This is a genomic window from Neobacillus drentensis (assembly GCF_036965425.1).
In the GTDB taxonomy this organism is placed as follows: Bacteria; Bacillota; Bacilli; order Bacillales; family Cytobacillaceae; genus Neobacillus; species Neobacillus drentensis_F.
This window is the reverse complement of the sequence record NZ_JBALPP010000015.1, coordinates 17,962-33,742: the sequence shown is the minus strand read 5'-3', so window position 1 is coordinate 33,742 and position 15,781 is coordinate 17,962. Positions and strand designations below refer to the sequence as shown.

General features: G+C 35.2%; 17 protein-coding genes and 1 pseudogene. 3 read left to right on the top strand and 15 right to left on the bottom strand.

Translation table 11 applies throughout. The features are described from left to right. The first annotated feature begins 294 nt into the window (after window positions 1–294). Complete coding sequence (locus tag V7161_RS04090) at window positions 295–1,038, top strand: hypothetical protein (RefSeq protein WP_335442480.1); 744 nt, start codon at window positions 295–297, stop codon at window positions 1,036–1,038. 155 nt (window positions 1,039–1,193) lie between these two features. On the opposite strand, the gene pdxT is transcribed toward V7161_RS04090, so the two are convergent. Together pdxT and pdxS are read right to left on the bottom strand one after the other, a co-directional pair. Next, on the bottom strand, window positions 1,194–1,784 hold the full coding sequence (gene pdxT, locus V7161_RS04085; RefSeq protein ID WP_335442479.1) for a pyridoxal 5'-phosphate synthase glutaminase subunit PdxT: 591 nt from the start codon (window positions 1,782–1,784) through the stop codon (window positions 1,194–1,196). Between the two features lies 1 nt (window position 1,785). Further along, window positions 1,786–2,670: a pyridoxal 5'-phosphate synthase lyase subunit PdxS gene (gene pdxS, locus V7161_RS04080; RefSeq protein WP_335442477.1), complete on the bottom strand. Its 885-nt coding sequence runs from the start codon at window positions 2,668–2,670 to the stop codon at window positions 1,786–1,788. A gap of 105 nt (window positions 2,671–2,775) precedes the next feature. Here pdxS and V7161_RS04075 point away from each other — a divergent pair, with 105 nt between their 5' ends. Beyond that, on the top strand, window positions 2,776–4,188 hold the full coding sequence (locus V7161_RS04075) for a PLP-dependent aminotransferase family protein (protein WP_335442476.1): 1,413 nt from the start codon (window positions 2,776–2,778) through the stop codon (window positions 4,186–4,188). Between the two features lie 119 nt (window positions 4,189–4,307). Here V7161_RS04075 and V7161_RS04070 read toward each other — a convergent pair whose 3' ends face one another. The 7 genes from V7161_RS04070 to V7161_RS04040 form a co-directional block, all read right to left on the bottom strand. Beyond that, complete coding sequence (locus V7161_RS04070; RefSeq protein WP_335442475.1) at window positions 4,308–4,919, bottom strand: alpha/beta hydrolase; 612 nt, start codon at window positions 4,917–4,919, stop codon at window positions 4,308–4,310. Window positions 4,920–4,987: 68 nt separating this feature from the next. Further along, window positions 4,988–5,596 carry a flavin reductase family protein gene (locus V7161_RS04065; protein WP_335442474.1) on the bottom strand — a complete coding sequence of 203 codons (609 nt, stop codon included), beginning with the start codon at window positions 5,594–5,596 and terminating at the stop codon, window positions 4,988–4,990. Window positions 5,597–5,620: 24 nt separating this feature from the next. Further along, on the bottom strand, window positions 5,621–6,559 hold the full coding sequence (locus V7161_RS04060) for a ring-cleaving dioxygenase (RefSeq protein WP_335442472.1): 939 nt from the start codon (window positions 6,557–6,559) through the stop codon (window positions 5,621–5,623). Window positions 6,560–6,698: 139 nt separating this feature from the next. Then, window positions 6,699–7,097: a DoxX family protein gene (locus V7161_RS04055; protein WP_335442471.1), complete on the bottom strand. Its 399-nt coding sequence runs from the start codon at window positions 7,095–7,097 to the stop codon at window positions 6,699–6,701. 62 nt (window positions 7,098–7,159) lie between these two features. Beyond that, window positions 7,160–7,582 (bottom strand): MarR family winged helix-turn-helix transcriptional regulator, encoded by a 423-nt coding sequence (locus V7161_RS04050; protein ID WP_335442470.1) that lies wholly within the window; start codon window positions 7,580–7,582, stop codon window positions 7,160–7,162. Between the two features lie 121 nt (window positions 7,583–7,703). Further along, window positions 7,704–8,306 carry a YitT family protein gene (locus V7161_RS04045; RefSeq protein WP_335442469.1) on the bottom strand — a complete coding sequence of 201 codons (603 nt, stop codon included), beginning with the start codon at window positions 8,304–8,306 and terminating at the stop codon, window positions 7,704–7,706. Window positions 8,307–8,405: 99 nt separating this feature from the next. Then, window positions 8,406–9,146, bottom strand: coding sequence for a cation diffusion facilitator family transporter (locus V7161_RS04040; RefSeq protein WP_335442467.1), 741 nt, complete (start codon window positions 9,144–9,146; stop codon window positions 8,406–8,408). A gap of 428 nt (window positions 9,147–9,574) precedes the next feature. On the opposite strand from V7161_RS04040, the gene V7161_RS04035 reads away from it, so the two are divergent. After that, on the top strand, window positions 9,575–10,561 hold the full coding sequence (locus tag V7161_RS04035; RefSeq protein WP_335442465.1) for an acyltransferase family protein: 987 nt from the start codon (window positions 9,575–9,577) through the stop codon (window positions 10,559–10,561). 43 nt (window positions 10,562–10,604) lie between these two features. On the opposite strand, the gene ytaF is transcribed toward V7161_RS04035, so the two are convergent. From ytaF to V7161_RS04005, 6 genes and pseudogenes are all read right to left on the bottom strand, one after another. Further along, window positions 10,605–11,210, bottom strand: coding sequence for a sporulation membrane protein YtaF (gene ytaF, locus V7161_RS04030; RefSeq protein ID WP_335442464.1), 606 nt, complete (start codon window positions 11,208–11,210; stop codon window positions 10,605–10,607). Window positions 11,211–11,517: 307 nt separating this feature from the next. Further along, the gene (locus tag V7161_RS04025; protein ID WP_335442462.1) at window positions 11,518–12,453 is read right to left on the bottom strand and encodes an LCP family protein; all 936 of its coding nucleotides are present in this window, start codon (window positions 12,451–12,453) and stop codon (window positions 11,518–11,520) included. Window positions 12,454–12,547: 94 nt separating this feature from the next. After that, window positions 12,548–13,192, bottom strand: a complete 645-nt coding sequence (locus tag V7161_RS04020) for a helix-turn-helix domain-containing protein (RefSeq protein ID WP_335442460.1) — start codon at window positions 13,190–13,192, stop codon at window positions 12,548–12,550. Between the two features lie 295 nt (window positions 13,193–13,487). Further along, complete coding sequence (locus V7161_RS04015; protein ID WP_335442458.1) at window positions 13,488–14,798, bottom strand: hemolysin family protein; 1,311 nt, start codon at window positions 14,796–14,798, stop codon at window positions 13,488–13,490. Window positions 14,799–14,866: 68 nt separating this feature from the next. Then, window positions 14,867–14,968: pseudogene (locus tag V7161_RS04010) on the bottom strand (zinc metallopeptidase); the annotation flags it as partial. Between the two features lie 16 nt (window positions 14,969–14,984). After that, window positions 14,985–15,398: a MerR family transcriptional regulator gene (locus V7161_RS04005; protein WP_335442457.1), complete on the bottom strand. Its 414-nt coding sequence runs from the start codon at window positions 15,396–15,398 to the stop codon at window positions 14,985–14,987. Window positions 15,399–15,781: the final 383 nt, after the last annotated feature.

Here is a 15,781-nt window from a genome sequence, read left to right as displayed (position 1 = left end):
AATATTGGGACGATGAGATTAGTTTATGTAAATAATTACTCCTATTGGAATATTTTCTCAATAAGTCCCTGTTTAAATTATGTTAGTACTTTCGTTAAATATGCTATGAAAAAAGTACTAATCTGTATTTGTAAATATTTTAGAGGCAGTCATATTCATTCCGCTTTTCAAATCAGTCATGTCTAGTTCAAGGAGCAGACACGTACACCGAAATGGAATAGAAATGCTTAGAATAACTTAATCTAAAGAAATATGATATTATTACATAATTAAAATACTTGAGGTGAATACGCATTGGATTTTAATTCAGAATCAGATCAACAATTAAAAAATGTTTATGACGAAGAATATATAGAAAGAGATTACCCGACGAGGCAAGACGTAAAAAGGGAACGAGAAAAAAGAGAAGATAATAAATTGTCGATGGGGAGGAACAAGAAAAAAGCCGTTGATGGCGGCTTCGCAAAAGTATTCCCGAAATTCAGGTTCCCTTCGTCAATAAAGAAAAAGAAGCTGGAGATGTTTTGGTTAAAAATCGTCTTTAAGATTTTGATCGTAGCAGCAATTTACTTCAACTTCAAATACCTTCTGAACTATATGAAAAATCCGATTAGTAATTTTACGGATACCCTAATTGTAGTTGGAATTTGTGCAGGAATAAATTTACTTGCCGTTTGGATCCTGTTTTATAAAAATTCAATGATAAGGTTTTATATCTCACTAGTTGCAATAGTCGGATCATTTGGGTACTACGGCTATGTAAATTATCCGAATCAATCCTTTTTGGGAGATAACATCATAGCTTCGGTGCTTGTCATTATTTCAGTTTTAATGGTTATCAATCCTAAAATAAATTATTATGTGAAAAACATCACGTTAATGGTAATACCTGTTTTAGGAATATATTTTAGTGGTACTAAATTCGGACTTGTATGGACTCTTATGTTTAATGCCGGATTGATATTATTATTTAGAGTGCCAAAATCAAATAAAAATGAAGAAGAACGCACTAAACGAAACAAAAAGCAATCTGCTTAATAGTGAAATATATATATGCTGGTGAATGAAAAAAGGCTGGAAATATAGGACTTTCATGTTGCTTATTAACGACAAGAAAGTCCTAAATAAACCCCCAAAATGTTGATTTAAAGGGATTTTCAATTTAGGACTTTCTTGTCTTTATACAGTGGCACCTAATGAGTTAAAACATTTGTGTTCTCTCGCACCATTTCAATAAAATACTTCATAATTCTAATATCCTCTGTTAATTCCGGATGAAAGGAGCATCCTAAAAATTGGCCATCTCGCGCTAAAACAATTCGCTCTTCATGTTTTGCGAGAATTTCAACATTTTCGCCTGCCGCAACGATATGTGGCGCCCGGATAAAAACAGCAGGAATGTCCTTCCCTACTCCTCTGATGGACATCTCGACTTCAAAACTATCCACTTGGCGACCAAATGAATTCCGTTCGACCACGACGTCCATCACCCCCAGATGAGGCGTATCAAAGCCAACGATTTCTTTTGCCAATAAAATCAGGCCTGCACATGTTCCAAACATCGGAACCCCCTCGGCGGCTAAAGCACGAATGGGTTCAAGCAACTCGTATCGGTCCAGCAGTTTCCGCATTGTTGTACTTTCTCCGCCAGGCAGTACAAGACCATTCAATTCTTTTAGATCTTCAGCCGTTTTAACTGAAATGGCCTTACAGCCAAGCTCTTCAATTTGTCTTATATGCTCTCTGACTGCACCTTGTAATGCAAGTATCCCAATTTTCAGCATATTACCAACCACGTTCCTGCATACGTTCACTTGCATTTAGAGTGGCAATATCAATACCTTTCATTGGTGTCCCCAGCTCTTTTGAAATTTCAGCAATTAGTTTATAGTCCTGATAGTGTGTCGTTGCTTCTACAATGGCACGTGCGAACTTTTCTGGGTTATCAGATTTGAAAATACCTGATCCAACAAATACACCATCTGCTCCAAGTTCCATCATTAAAGCGGCATCGGCAGGTGTTGCCACCCCACCAGCAGCAAAATTTACAACTGGTAAGCGCCCTAATTTTTTGATTTCTAATAATAATTCAAATGGTGCACCTAAAATTTTTGCTTCTGTCATTAATTCATCTGTGCTCATACCAACAACGCGTCTTACCTGTGAATTAACTTTACGAATATGACGAACAGCTTCAACAATATTTCCTGTTCCCGGTTCACCTTTCGTACGTAACATGGAAGCTCCTTCTCCAATACGACGAGCAGCTTCCCCTAAATCGCGGCATCCACATACAAAAGGTACAGTGTAGTCGCTTTTTAATAAATGGAATTCCTCATCAGCAGGTGTTAATACTTCACTTTCATCTATGTAATCAACGCCCATTGATTCTAATACACGTGCTTCGACAATATGACCAATACGTGCTTTTGCCATAACTGGAATGGTGACAGCGTTCAATACTTCCTCTACAATCCGAGGATCTGCCATACGAGCTACGCCGCCAGCTTTTCGGATATCGGATGGTACCCGTTCTAAAGCCATAACAGCAACTGCACCTGCAGCCTCTGCAATTTTTGCTTGCTCGGCATTAATGACGTCCATAATCACGCCGCCTTTTTGCATTTCTGCCATACCACGTTTTACTCTTTCAGTTCCAACTTGTTTCATAAAAAAAACCTCCATACATTTGATGATTACTAGTATAATAGAAATTGACTTTAAGAAAAGGTTCAATTTTTTAAAAATCAATATGGTCAGTTGGGGAGATTACAGATGGATATGCTCATGTTTAAATTGGATAAAAGTACAGCAAAACCTTTATATGAACAGCTTTATATCGGTATCAAAGACGCCATTATCCAAAAACAAATTGAAGTTGGAACCAAATTGCCATCCAAAAAAAAATTAGCTGAATTTTTAAATATCAGTCAAACAACCATTGAAATTGCCTATGCCCAACTTATCGCAGAAGGCTATGTGGGATCTAAACCCCGCATTGGTTTTTTTGTAGAAGAGATTGATGAATTGCCCTATATTGAAAAAGAACTATTAAACATGCCTGTAGAAAAAGTTGAGAAAAAAATATATCAATTCGACTTTCATCCAGGAAAAATTGATTCAGACTCATTCCCATTTTCACTTTGGCGAAAATATGCAAAAAATTTATATGATCATAGTTCAAAAGAGTTGTTACAAATTGGAGACCCTCAAGGAGAATACGCATTAAGAGCTGAAATTTCTAAATATCTTTATCAATCGAGGGGGATTGTTTGTAAGCCTGAACAAATTGTCATTGGTTCGGGAACGGAACAGCTGCTCCCAATGATTCTAAGGTTACTTGGAAATGATTCAAAATTCGCCCTTGAAAATCCCGGCTATTCAGCCATCCCAAAAATACACTTGCAAAATAAGGCCATCCCCATTCCGGTAGATGAAGATGGTTTAATAGTGGATGAACTTGAAAAAACAAATGCTAATGTTGTTTACATTACACCTTCACACCAATTCCCGACGGGTGCGGTTCTTTCAGCAACAAGAAGAACGCAGCTATTAAACTGGGCATCAAAAGATGAAAAACGCTACATCATAGAAGACGATTACGATAGTGAGTTTCGTTATATTGGAAAACCTATTCCCGCCTTACAAGGATTAGACCAAAACGAAAAAGTTATTTATTTGAGCACGTTTACCAAATCATTAATGCCTTCCTTACGTGTTGCTTATTGTGTCTTACCTTCAACCTTACTGCAAAAATATAAGGAGACATTCAGTTTTTACTCATCAACAGTACCGAGATTCGATCAGCATATTTTAGCTGACTTTATGAGAGATGGCTATTTTTCCAAGCACTTAAACAGGATGCGGAAAATTTATCGCAAAAAACATGAAAAATTAACCCGGATATTAGAAACGTATTATCCGGATGTCATGATCACAGGGGACCTAGCAGGAATGCACATATTAATATCCGTCCCCCTGTCAAAAGGGGAAAATCAATTAAAACAAATGGCGGCAAAAGACCATATGGCCATCTATCCAGTAAGCGATTATCTGTTAAGTCCCATTGACTATCCATATCCAACTTTTCTATTAGGCTTCGGCGGCATTCCATTAGACCAAATTGAAAATGGCATACACCAATTAATGCAGTGTTGGAACTACGAGATGTCGGGGGGACGGTTCTAATGGCTTTTTGTGCCACCAGAACCATCCCCCTCCTTTTCGTCTTTCTTTGGCATTTTTATCCACAAAAAAACTAATCGGTAGTACTCCCGATTAGTTTTTCTTTTTATTGTTTCGCACGTTTATTGGATCATCACCTTGCGATACCAGTCAGCCGCAGCCTCGACTTCTTGCATTGTTAATTGATGACCTCTATTTTCCCAATGTAGTTCTACGTTCGCATTAGCATTTTCTAATAACGATTGTAATTCAGCTGATTCCATTGGTGAGCAAATCGGATCATTTGATCCGGCAGCAATAAACACTTTTTTCCCCGATAAATCGGGAAGTTCAATTCCTTTTCTCGGTACCATAGGGTGATGAAGAATAGCACCCTTTAAAGCATTTTGATAGTGGAATAATAAACTTGCAGCTATATTGGCTCCATTTGAGTATCCAATGGCCATAATATTATCGCGGTCGAACCCATATTTATCAGCTGCCCCATCTAAAAACTCATTTAATTCTTTTGTTCGGAAAATAAGGTCTTCTATATCAAATACTCCCTCAGCCAATCTTCGGAAGAATCTAGGCATTCCATTTTCTAATACATTTCCTCGGACGCTTAAGACTGAAGCCTCTTCATCGATTCTTCCCGCAAGAGGAAGCAGGTCTAATTCATTACCACCAGTACCATGAAGCAATAATAATGTTGATTTTGTTGGATCTTGGCCCTTATTGAATATATGTTTCATTATTTATCTCCCTCCAAAACACGAACCTCCACTGGAGGCAAGGTTTCTTCTAATTTTTCTCTTTCCAATTATTTAGGCCTTTCGATTTCAAAAATCTCACCAATTTTGGCGTAGTAATTTCCAGCCAATCGACTTACAGCACCTAATCCCCTTGGATCGATTCTCCCTTTTTCATAAATGTCGTTTTCGATATGAAATTGAACCACTTTTCCTATAATAAAATCACATCCAGGAGTATTTGAGCCACCAAGTTCGAAGGAATGCTCCATCGAACATTCCATTCGAATTTTTGCTTCCTTTACTCCAGGAACTGAAATCCTCTCACTTTTGACTGGAGTTAAGTTAGCTAACTCAATCTCACTCTCGTCAGGAGGAAGGTTTGCAGCTGTTTTATTTATTTTTTCAACATTAAGATCATCCACGATATGAATTACAAACTCTTTTGACTCCATGATGTTCCTCGCTGTATCTTTTTGTCTCCCCGATGACCGTTGGATTGATAAAGAAATCATTGGGGGATTGGATGACACGATATTAAAATAACTGAATGGTGCCCCATTTAAAACGCCGTCTTTTGAAATGGTGGTGACGAAAGCAATCGGTCTAGGTATGATGCTGCCTATTAGAAATTTATAATTTTCTCTTTCGGACAATGAGGCCGGATCAATTGAAAGCAAAGAAATCATCCCTTTTCTTAAAAATCAGTCTAGTTCTCTTACTTCAAACGGTAATAATACTCTTTCAATTTTTTCTCTTTGAGGCTCATATTGCGATGGCAGCATCAATTTTTCTCCCATTGTTTTTTGCGATTCATCATGAGCAAAACCTGGAGGATCAGTGGCAATTTCAAATAGAATCTCTCCATGCTCTCTGAAATAAATGGCATTAAAGTAGTTTCTGTCCTTTACAGCAGTAACGCCATATCCATTCGCTGCCACATACTTTTGCCAATCTAATTGATCTTCGTCATCAATAGCCCGCCATGCAATGTGATGGACCGTTCCTACACCCATTTGTCCTCGTCCGATTGGAGTTAATTTAACATCGATAATATTTCCAATATCTGCAGTGGAACGATAACGTGCGAAATCTCCTTCTTTACCTACTAATTCAAGTCCCATTACTTTTTCTAATAATTCAGCCGTTTTGTTAGGCTGGGTCGATAAAAGAGTTGCTCCGCCAAAACCTTTGATAGCAACTTCAGGCGCAACCTCACCGAAAGTCCAAGTATTTATTTCTCCATCTTCTCTTTCCACAATTTCCAAGTGAAGACCGTGTGGATCATCAAATTCCAAATATTGCTCTCCAAATCGTTCCATTCTAGTGAAAGGGACATTAAATTTTTCTAACCTTTTTTCCCAGAATTCCATGGCACCTTTCGGAACTACATAAGAAGTAACCCCTACTTGACCATCTCCAATGACTCCTTGACGGGCTCCTGCCCATGGAAAGAATGTAATAATGGTTCCTGGTTTTCCACCCTCATTACCGAAATAAAGGTGATAGGTGCCTGGATCATCAAAATTGACCGTTTGCTTAACCAAACGTAATCCCAAAACACCTGCGTAAAAATCCACATTTTCTTGCGGATGCCCTACGATTGCTGTGATATGGTGAATACCCATTGTTTTCTTACTCATTTTTTTAACACTCCTTTATAATTTAAAATTATAAATTAAAATCCAGTATTTAACTAAACGAGATACTATATTTTGTTCCTTAAACGGAAATACAACTCAATTATTTATCTTAGTTCTAGAATCTCTAAATTGAGATATTTTAGAATAAAAAAGCATCTAGAGCATATTTACCAGGACCGATTAAGGCAACACCAATTGCCACTGCAAGTAATGTTAAGTTAAATTCATATCCATTTGATGTATTCCATAATCCGTTCGGCGCATGAACTTTTATGATTGCCATAGCCATAGTTCCAGCGATCAAAATTCCTGCTACTGGGGTTAAAAGCCCTAATGCAAACAATATTCCGCCAGCAAATTCTGCTAACCCTGCAATAAGAGCCATGGTTACTCCCGGTTTCATGCCAATGGATTCAAACCATCCTCCAGTTCCTTTCAATCCATAGCCGCCAAACCAACCAAATAATTTTTGAGCTCCATGTCCCACGAATAATAAACCAATTACCAAACGAATGATTAATAATCCGATATTCATCATCTTAAATTCCTCCTAAATGTTTTTATCTCGAATTCGAGATATATTTATAAAAAAAATGATATTTAAACTATATTCCTTACTTTTTTCAAAAGCTGCACAAATGTCTCGGCCTCATCATCATCTAAAGATTCGAACATCTGATTAACAAAATCATGATATTTTGGCATGATTACATTCATTAACTCATTTCCATCAGCCGTTAATGTCACATGGATCACTCGGCGGTCATCTGAACAGGCATTTCGGCTTAATAGCCCTCTTTGCTCCAGCTTATCTATAACATAGGTCATTGAACCACTTGAGATCAATATGCAATTTCCAATTTGTTGAATCGTTTGTTTCCCTTTTTGGTAAAGTACCTCTAAAACAGAGAATTCCGTAATACTTAACTTATTTTGGGCCATTTCTTCTTTTATTCGTTCATGAATTGCCTTAGATGTTTGCATTAATATCAGAAAGGGAAGATTATTGCATTTCCTCTCCATTAATTTCACCCCCTCATAAAATCTTGAATTAAATTATCTTGAATCTGAGATAATAATAATACTTATATTTCTTTTTGTCAATGGTTTTTTATCCAATTTTCGTTTTAATGAGGTTTTTCCTTCAACTCGTCTTTATATTACTCCCTTTAATATTCCATGTGCATAGGCTGGTAAATAAACCTACTACTGTTATCGTAACACAGGATAAGTAAAAGGTTTCTTTAGATATTAATAAACCGCCCAGACAAATGACTAATGCATCGATAATGAATATCAAAATCCCTACATTAATTTTACAAATCTTCGATAAAAATTGAGCTAATAGATCTGTTCCTCCTGTACTAGTTTCATGACGGAGCATAATCCCAATACCTAATCCCACGAATATTCCCCCAAAAATAGAACTAAAGACAGCAGGGATTTGAAATTCCGGTAAAATGAATCGTGAAGGTGCCAATAGGTCAATCACAAACGAAGAAAACAACATCCCATGTAAACTATTATAAAAATATCTTTTATTATGAAACCACGCTAGTGCAAATATAGGTACACTTAAAAAAATAATAGCTAGTCCAGGTTTAATTCCTGTTAAATACTTGATAATCAGCCCTATACCGATTATTCCGCCATCAAGTAATTCAAATGGCACTAAAAAGAAATTAATGCCAATTGACAACAAAATACTGCCAAGCAAAATGACACACATTTTCTTAAGGATATACATTGTCTCATCACTCCCTATTATCATGGGCCGAAATAATGTCGTCATAGTTATCATTAAATAATAAAATCTACTTAAAAATTTTTACGTCTACTATTCATATTATTTTTGCCATCCGTTCTTTAATCTCACGATTGGCGAGCTGCCAATTAGATCTACAATATTATCGTAGGCCAATCGAATAGAAACACCTAGCATTAACAATCCAATGATGACGGTGAAAACTCCATCTAAAAGATGTAAATTTGTAATCGAGGTTATTACTACTGCAATTAAGGCCAATAACGCACTTGTGACAGACACAAGATCTTCATAGAAGACAAATCTTGTTGGAGGAGTGGCTCTGCCTACATTTTTAAATGATTCAAGGACAATTCTGAGCCCTTTTACTGTTATCCCAGAATCATGATTTATTTCTTTCATCGCTTTAATTAAAACAGCTCCATCAATAACCAGGTTTAGAATTAAAATAAATATATTCATCAATAGACCTGTACTTGGTTCAACAGGATGATAAATTAAATGACATCCCTCACGGATGGTTTCAACTGCCATAGTGAAGACAACCAATGCAGCAATCATGCTAAAAATATGGTTCAAACGTTCGAAACCATTTGGAAACCGTTTTGACGGTTTTTTTTGAGATAAAACACTTCCTATAAAAATGAAACCTTGGTTAACTGCATCTCCTAAAGAGTGCATAGCTGCGGCAAACATGGCTCCGCTCCCACTAATGCTTCCAGCTATAAATTCAGTAACAGCAATAAGTGTATTACCCGTCATGGCTAATGCAGATGATTTGTTACCTTTTTTTACTGACTCAAACAACAGCTTAATTTTCATATGCTTAACTCCCCCACTCTTTGTTATTATAATGTCCCCATAAAAATGGGAAATATTGATAAGACAAATTTTTTGTTAACTTTTTAAGAGTTGAAAAAGTCAAAATACATGTATAAAAATAAAACATCCCACTTGTATAAAGACCAAACCTTTAATACAAGTGGGATGTTTATTTTAACTATTGATCATTTCATATACTTTTTTCATGTTTTATTCATCGTGTTGTAACATTCTTTTTGTAAACAACGAGGGTCCTAATTCGACTTACTGTTTAAGATTGTAACCTACTTAATCCCATTATTTGGCGGAATGGTACATATTTACTAGTTTAAAACACTCTTGAAAAGGGAATTACCAGAGGTATATTATAAGAGGATTTTTACAAAATTTAATGGATTACCATAAGAACTCAGGGGGTGTTCATTCAAATGGCTTCCTCTTCTAGGAGAAGTCTTTACTTCGACAACGCAAAATTTATCTTAATTTTTTTAGTGGTATTCGGTCATGTGATTAGCCCATTAAAAGGTAATGACGATTTTTTATTTTCTTTATACTCGGTCATATTTCTTTTTCATATGCCCGCGTTCATCCTTATTTCTGGATATTTTTCTAAAGGATTCAATAAGAAAGGTTATTTCTTAAAAACGGTAAAGAAGATCTTATTACCATATTTAATTTTCCAAGTGATTTATTCTATTTTTTATTATATGAATGGGCATGAATCCACGCTTAATTTCGATCTCCTCAAGCCGCATTGGACATTGTGGTTTTTACTAAGTTTATTCAGTTGGAATCTACTCCTTTATGTTTTTGCAAGATTGAAATGGATTGGGTTTATTATAGCAGTAACAATCGGTATAGGTATTGGTTATATTGATAATGTCGGAAGTTATCTATCGTTATCAAGAACTTTTGTGTTTTTCCCTTATTTTCTTTTAGGTTTTTTATTGGAACCGAAGCATTTAAAAGTAGTTAAAAAAGTTAAATATTCAACTGTCATTGGATTTGTAATTCTTTTATGTACGATGCTGTTAGTGGGAATTTTCTTTCCAAAGGATGGTATACCGTGGCTGCTAGGTGATACTTCATACGCTAATATGGGCTTGAAGGTACTAAGCAGTGGTTTGTTACGTTCTTCACAATATTTAGTAACGTTAATCGTTATTTATGGCTTTTTGGCCATTGTTCCGACTAATGGATTTAAAATGACGGTGATTGGCCAAAGGACTTTGTATGTATATCTACTGCACGGATTTATCATAAAAACGATTCAAACCATCGTCTCTGAGGATTTGTTGGAAGATGTTTCTGATCATTACTTTATATTGATGATTTTTTCACTTGGGTTATGCTTATTATTAGGAAATTATTTGATTCAAAAATACACACGCCCATTGATTGAATTAAGATTATAACGTAAAGAGAGTTGGATTTTCCAACTCTCTTTTTTTATCCTTTTTACACAATCATTTCATAAACCCCAATTATTATTAACAGGATTCCTGAAACAATGTTAGAGTATTTGCCAATGCTCATACCACAAATCTTATTGCCAAGTTTTATTCCACTCCAAATGGATACAACGGAAAACAATCCAATAGACAAGGTGGTTAAAACAGGCGAAACACCTGTAATACCAGCCCCCAATCCCATTACAAGGCAATTGATCGCTAACGCAAATCCTAAGAAAATCGACTCTTTTACAGAAATCATCTTATCATGGTTTACATCTGCTGAATCTGGATGAGTAATAACATGAGAATAATTAGAATCTGCCTTAACTTCCCTTGGAGATTCATGAACAGAAAAGGAATCTACAATACATTTAATCCCAATGCCTATAATAATCAGGCCGCCTGCAAAATTGGCCAAACCAATAGAAATGAACTGTGAGATGAATTTCCCTGCAATAATGGAAAGATACGCACATATCATGGACACGATTGCTATAATTAAATTAGAAACTAATGGAATCCTTGTGGACCTTAATCCATAAGATACGCTTATGCCTAAATTATCTAGATTCGCGGCAATGCCGATAAACAATATAGACAAATAATGCATAATTCCTCCTCTGTGTGTGAGTTCGTCCAGTGGTATTTAGGAAAAATTCTTATGTGTATTTATATATTCAAATCGTCGAGTTTATGTTATTTCGAAATACGCATTATAGATAAAATTAAAAGGAACCCCTCACTGAGTTCCTTTAACAAGCATGCTTTATTTGTTAACACAATAAAATAATGAAGATACTTCCATTCCATCTTGCATTTCTGGCCCTTATTTATTTAGATCAAATTTATCTGATTTGACTTCTTTAATTTCTTCCCTAATATCATCTGTTAAGCCTTCTGCCGAATTTATGTCTTTATTACGAAGATAAAAATTCATTGAGGGCAGATTTATTTTGTTCAAGATTGATACTTAACACTGCACCAGCATTTTTGAATTGCTCATTAGTAAAAGACCCATCCACGGGAATACGCATTGTATTTAATTCATTGGATTGATTAGTAAGCAAATCTTTTCCTAAAGAAAATAGGGTAGATGTATCCAAATTGGTATCAACATATGGGTCTATAACACCCAATATTTTAGGAAGCTTTATGATACTTCCAATACTCAAAGCTTGGTTCTTCAACTTGCTAATGACTTCCTGTTGTCTTTGAACTCGGCCAAAGTCACTTAATTTGTCATGCCTAAAACGTACATATCCTAATAACTTTTCCCCATGTAAGGTTTGTTTTCCAGGGCTTATTGTCGTTCCGATTCCATACTTCATTTCATGAGGAACATCAACTTCAATTCCATCAGGTGCAATAATATCTGCAATCTTTGAGAATCCTTCAAAATCAACAACAGCGTAATAATTTACATCAATATCAAAGTTTTCTTTAATTGTTTGTCTAAGAAGCTCAGGTCCACCATATGCATATGCTGCATTTATTTTTTGCTTTCCATGACCAGGTATATTAACATAGGTATCTCTCATTATAGAAATCAACTTAGATTGATGAGTGTTTTGGTCGTAATGGGCAATCATGATGGAATCCGTTCTTGAATGTTCTTCACCACGTGAATCGCTTCCCAATAGAAGCACATTAATTCTACCAAACTTCACATCTTCTCCCTGGAAAGCTTTCGCTACTTTCTCATCATCATTAAATTTCCCATCCTTACCAAGTGAAACTCCTTGTTTATATTGATAAGCTGCATAAGCACTTACACTACCAATCATTAAAATAAAAATAAACAACATTACCCTTTTCCATCTAACACGCTTTTTCCTACGAAGCATTCTTTCCATAGTACACCTTCCCGATTTTCTTTAGTTTAATGAATTATTGCGCCTATAATCAATGTAGCTCTTGAACGACTATTTCGAGGTATAAAGGTAAATGCTACTCAGATCTTAGTAGATTTGCTACAATTTGAATTGCCATAGCATCATCGATAAAACCGAGTGGAAAAATGTAATCTGGAATAACATCCACTGAGACAATAAAATAGATCAGTGCACTTCCAACTATGGCAAGCTCCCGCGGTGTTCCCTTATTTAAGCGGAATTTCTCATACATTTCCTTAAGTTGACTAATAAACGGACCTATACTGCCTATTTTCTTAAGCTTTTCGCCAAAGCTATTAAGAATATTTTCTTTTCCCTCTTCTGTTTGTACATATTGTTCATAATTCGATAATTGCTGTTCTACACTAGCAATACTAAACTTATTATCTATTAGATTAGAGGATTCAAGTAAATTTTGAATACTTTCAACAGACATTAAAATGTTAGATTGTGTTGTTGTATTTTTATCTTCAATTGTAAAGCCTGCAGCTATAAATAACTCTGAAATTGGGACTTGTAAATAATCAGCAAATTTTTGTAAATGGTCAGGATTTGCTTTTCGTTTACCATTTATGATCCGTGAAATCGTGGCTGTGTCAATTTCGGTATGCTGACTAAGCTTACGCATAGATATAGAACGTTCTTTTAACAATTTCTTTAATAACAAACCGAGTTTATTATCTTTTTTTACATCCGACATCTTAGCTTTCCTCTCTATGTATTCTCACTTTAACAATTATAGATAATTATTAAAAAATAAATAGAAACATTGCCATATCTACAAAATAATAAAACAAAAGACTATTAGAATATACATATGCGTTGACAACTTGTCAACAATTTAATCAACAGAAGTCATTATGGTTTAAACAAAAACTGCCTTATCCCAGGAAATCGTTGATAAAAAGTCAACGGTATTTGTACTATCTTTGTCTATTAGAAAGGTTAAGATAATGCTAAAAAAATCCCTCTTATATTCAAGAGGGATTCATTGTTCAAGCAAGAGCTTCTTGCTTGAATGTTTTTACTATTTCTAAAGATTTGATGTGATATCCATCAACTTCAAGGACTTTAAAATCAAAATCACCATAATTAATTATCTCGCCTTCGAAGACATCCATCTTTTTGGATAATATCCAACCACCAATGGTATCAATATCCTCATCATCTAAATCTATTCCGAATAAATCATTTATTTCTTCTATAAGAACTTTTCCATCGACGATTGTTTTATTATCGTTTATTTTATTGATTTCAGGTACCTCATCCGCATCAAATTCATCGCGGATGTCACCCACAATTTCCTCTAGAATATCTTCAACTGTTACTAATCCAGCTGTTCCACCATACTCATCCATTAGGATAGCCATATGAATACGGTCTTTTTGCATTTTAAGTAACAAATCGTGTATGGCGATCGATTCAATTACCTGGATCACAGGACGTACATAATGTTCAATTGGAGTTTCTAGATTCTTGCCGACGATATAATCCGTTAAGACTTCTTTCAAATTCAGCATACCCACGATATTATCTTTATCCCCATCGATAACTGGGTATCTTGTATACTTTTCACTCTTAACAGTTTCAAGGCATTCCGCTAACGTTTGTGATTTATCAAAAGCAACAATCTCAGTTCGTGGCACCATAATTTCTTTTGCAATTCGATCATTAAATTCAAAAATATTGTTCACATATTTATACTCAGACTGATTAATTTCTCCGCTTTTATAGCTTTCGGAAATAATCAATTGAAGTTCTTCCTCCGAGTGAGCAGCTTCGTGTTCTGAAGCTGGTTTCATTCCAAAGATGCCTAAAATCGAACGAGCAGATCCATTTAATGCTTTAATAAAAGGATACATGATTTTATAAAATAGAATCATTGGCCGTGCAAAAATTAATGTCACAGCTTCCGCTTTTTGAATTGCTGCCGTTTTGGGAGCAAGTTCCCCTACTACGACGTGAATAAATGTTACAGAAGCAAAGGCGATAACAAATGATGCAATGGATGAAACGGATTCAGGCAAGTTAAGGCCTACCAACAATGGGTGAAGGATATGTTCCACCGTTGGTTCACCCAGCCAACCTAAACCTAATGCTGTAACTGTAATCCCTAACTGACATGCGGATAAATATTCATCTAGATTTGAAATAATTTTTTTAGCTGCAATAGCATTTTTGTTACCTTCTCCAACAAGTTGATCGATTCGTGTACCTCGGATTTTAACAATGGCAAATTCAAAAGATACGAAAAATGCCGTAAAAGCAATTAACATTGCAATTGTAATTAAATTAATAATTATCAATAGCCTCCTTACTTAATAGTTAAGTAAGGAATACACCTCCTAGTTTGTAAACAAAGTTAGTCTGTCCCGACCTCAGACCATTTACTGAAATTACCTTTTACTTTAAACTGCGCCCAGATGTATAGTCCAAAAGCAATGAAGATTAATATATTCATTGGATGGAAAAACATCCCTACTTTCACGCCTTTAACCAAATAATAATAACAATGTTTGAGCTAATGAAACTCCCTGTAAGGATAGTTTATTAACGAGCATTTCTTTTTCATCATTGTTTAATTTTTGAAGAATTGGCTCCATTACCTTTATTTCCTCTTTAAGATGCTCCATAAGAACAGCCATCTGCTCACAATGTTTTTCTACTTTCTCTTTATCTATGGAATTATTTGAATTGATCAATTTAATAGAAGATTTGATTTCCTCAAGCGGCATATTAAGAGTTTTATAATGTTCAACCAATTCCAATATCTGAATAGACTCTTCTCCATACATTCGATAATTAGAATCCGACCTAACAGGGTTCAGTAAGCCTATTTGGGTGTAATAATCAATCGTTCTTTTTGAAATGCTCATTAAACTGGCTATTTCACCAATCCGATACAACTTCCCAACTTACTCACCCCTTTCTATAGATATGTTAACTATATCACAATCCAAACCGTACAGTCAACGTTATGGTTTTGGTAATAAAGGATACTCGATTATTCCTCTTTTTCTAATCGATTAAGGATAAGCCAAAAAATTGTGGACATTCCAAAATAGATTGCCCCCAATAAATACAGTTGATGTAATTGCATTTCTAGGTTTTGAAAGTACATTAAGAAGCACCCTGTTAAAAAGTAATAGCCACTTTTTAAAATAGAATTGATACATAATTTAAAATGAACCTTCTTTTTAAAACTTTCCATAAATGTTGTAAATGAATCTTTAATCCCCTTCAAAATAAGGACAATTCCTATTATCTTTAAGAAAACAAACACTGTCAT

Bases quoted from the DNA above. Each gene is read 5' to 3' on its own strand.
- pdxT (WP_335442479.1), bottom strand. From the start codon at position 1,784: ATGCTGAAAATTGGGATACTTGCATTACAAGGTGCAGTCAGAGAGCAT.
- pdxS (WP_335442477.1), bottom strand. From the start codon at position 2,670: ATGAAACAAGTTGGAACTGAAAGAGTAAAACGTGGTATGGCAGAAATG.
- V7161_RS04075 (WP_335442476.1), top strand. From the start codon at position 2,776: ATGGATATGCTCATGTTTAAATTGGATAAAAGTACAGCAAAACCTTTA.
- V7161_RS04070 (WP_335442475.1), bottom strand. From the start codon at position 4,919: ATGAAACATATATTCAATAAGGGCCAAGATCCAACAAAATCAACATTA.
- V7161_RS04060 (WP_335442472.1), bottom strand. From the start codon at position 6,559: ATGAGTAAGAAAACAATGGGTATTCACCATATCACAGCAATCGTAGGG.
- V7161_RS04055 (WP_335442471.1), bottom strand. From the start codon at position 7,097: ATGATGAATATCGGATTATTAATCATTCGTTTGGTAATTGGTTTATTA.
- V7161_RS04050 (WP_335442470.1), bottom strand. From the start codon at position 7,582: ATGGAGAGGAAATGCAATAATCTTCCCTTTCTGATATTAATGCAAACA.
- V7161_RS04045 (WP_335442469.1), bottom strand. From the start codon at position 8,306: ATGTATATCCTTAAGAAAATGTGTGTCATTTTGCTTGGCAGTATTTTG.
- V7161_RS04040 (WP_335442467.1), bottom strand. From the start codon at position 9,146: ATGAAAATTAAGCTGTTGTTTGAGTCAGTAAAAAAAGGTAACAAATCA.
- V7161_RS04035 (WP_335442465.1), top strand. From the start codon at position 9,575: ATGGCTTCCTCTTCTAGGAGAAGTCTTTACTTCGACAACGCAAAATTT.
- ytaF (WP_335442464.1), bottom strand. From the start codon at position 11,210: ATGCATTATTTGTCTATATTGTTTATCGGCATTGCCGCGAATCTAGAT.
- V7161_RS04025 (WP_335442462.1), bottom strand. From the start codon at position 12,453: ATGGAAAGAATGCTTCGTAGGAAAAAGCGTGTTAGATGGAAAAGGGTA.
- V7161_RS04020 (WP_335442460.1), bottom strand. From the start codon at position 13,192: ATGTCGGATGTAAAAAAAGATAATAAACTCGGTTTGTTATTAAAGAAA.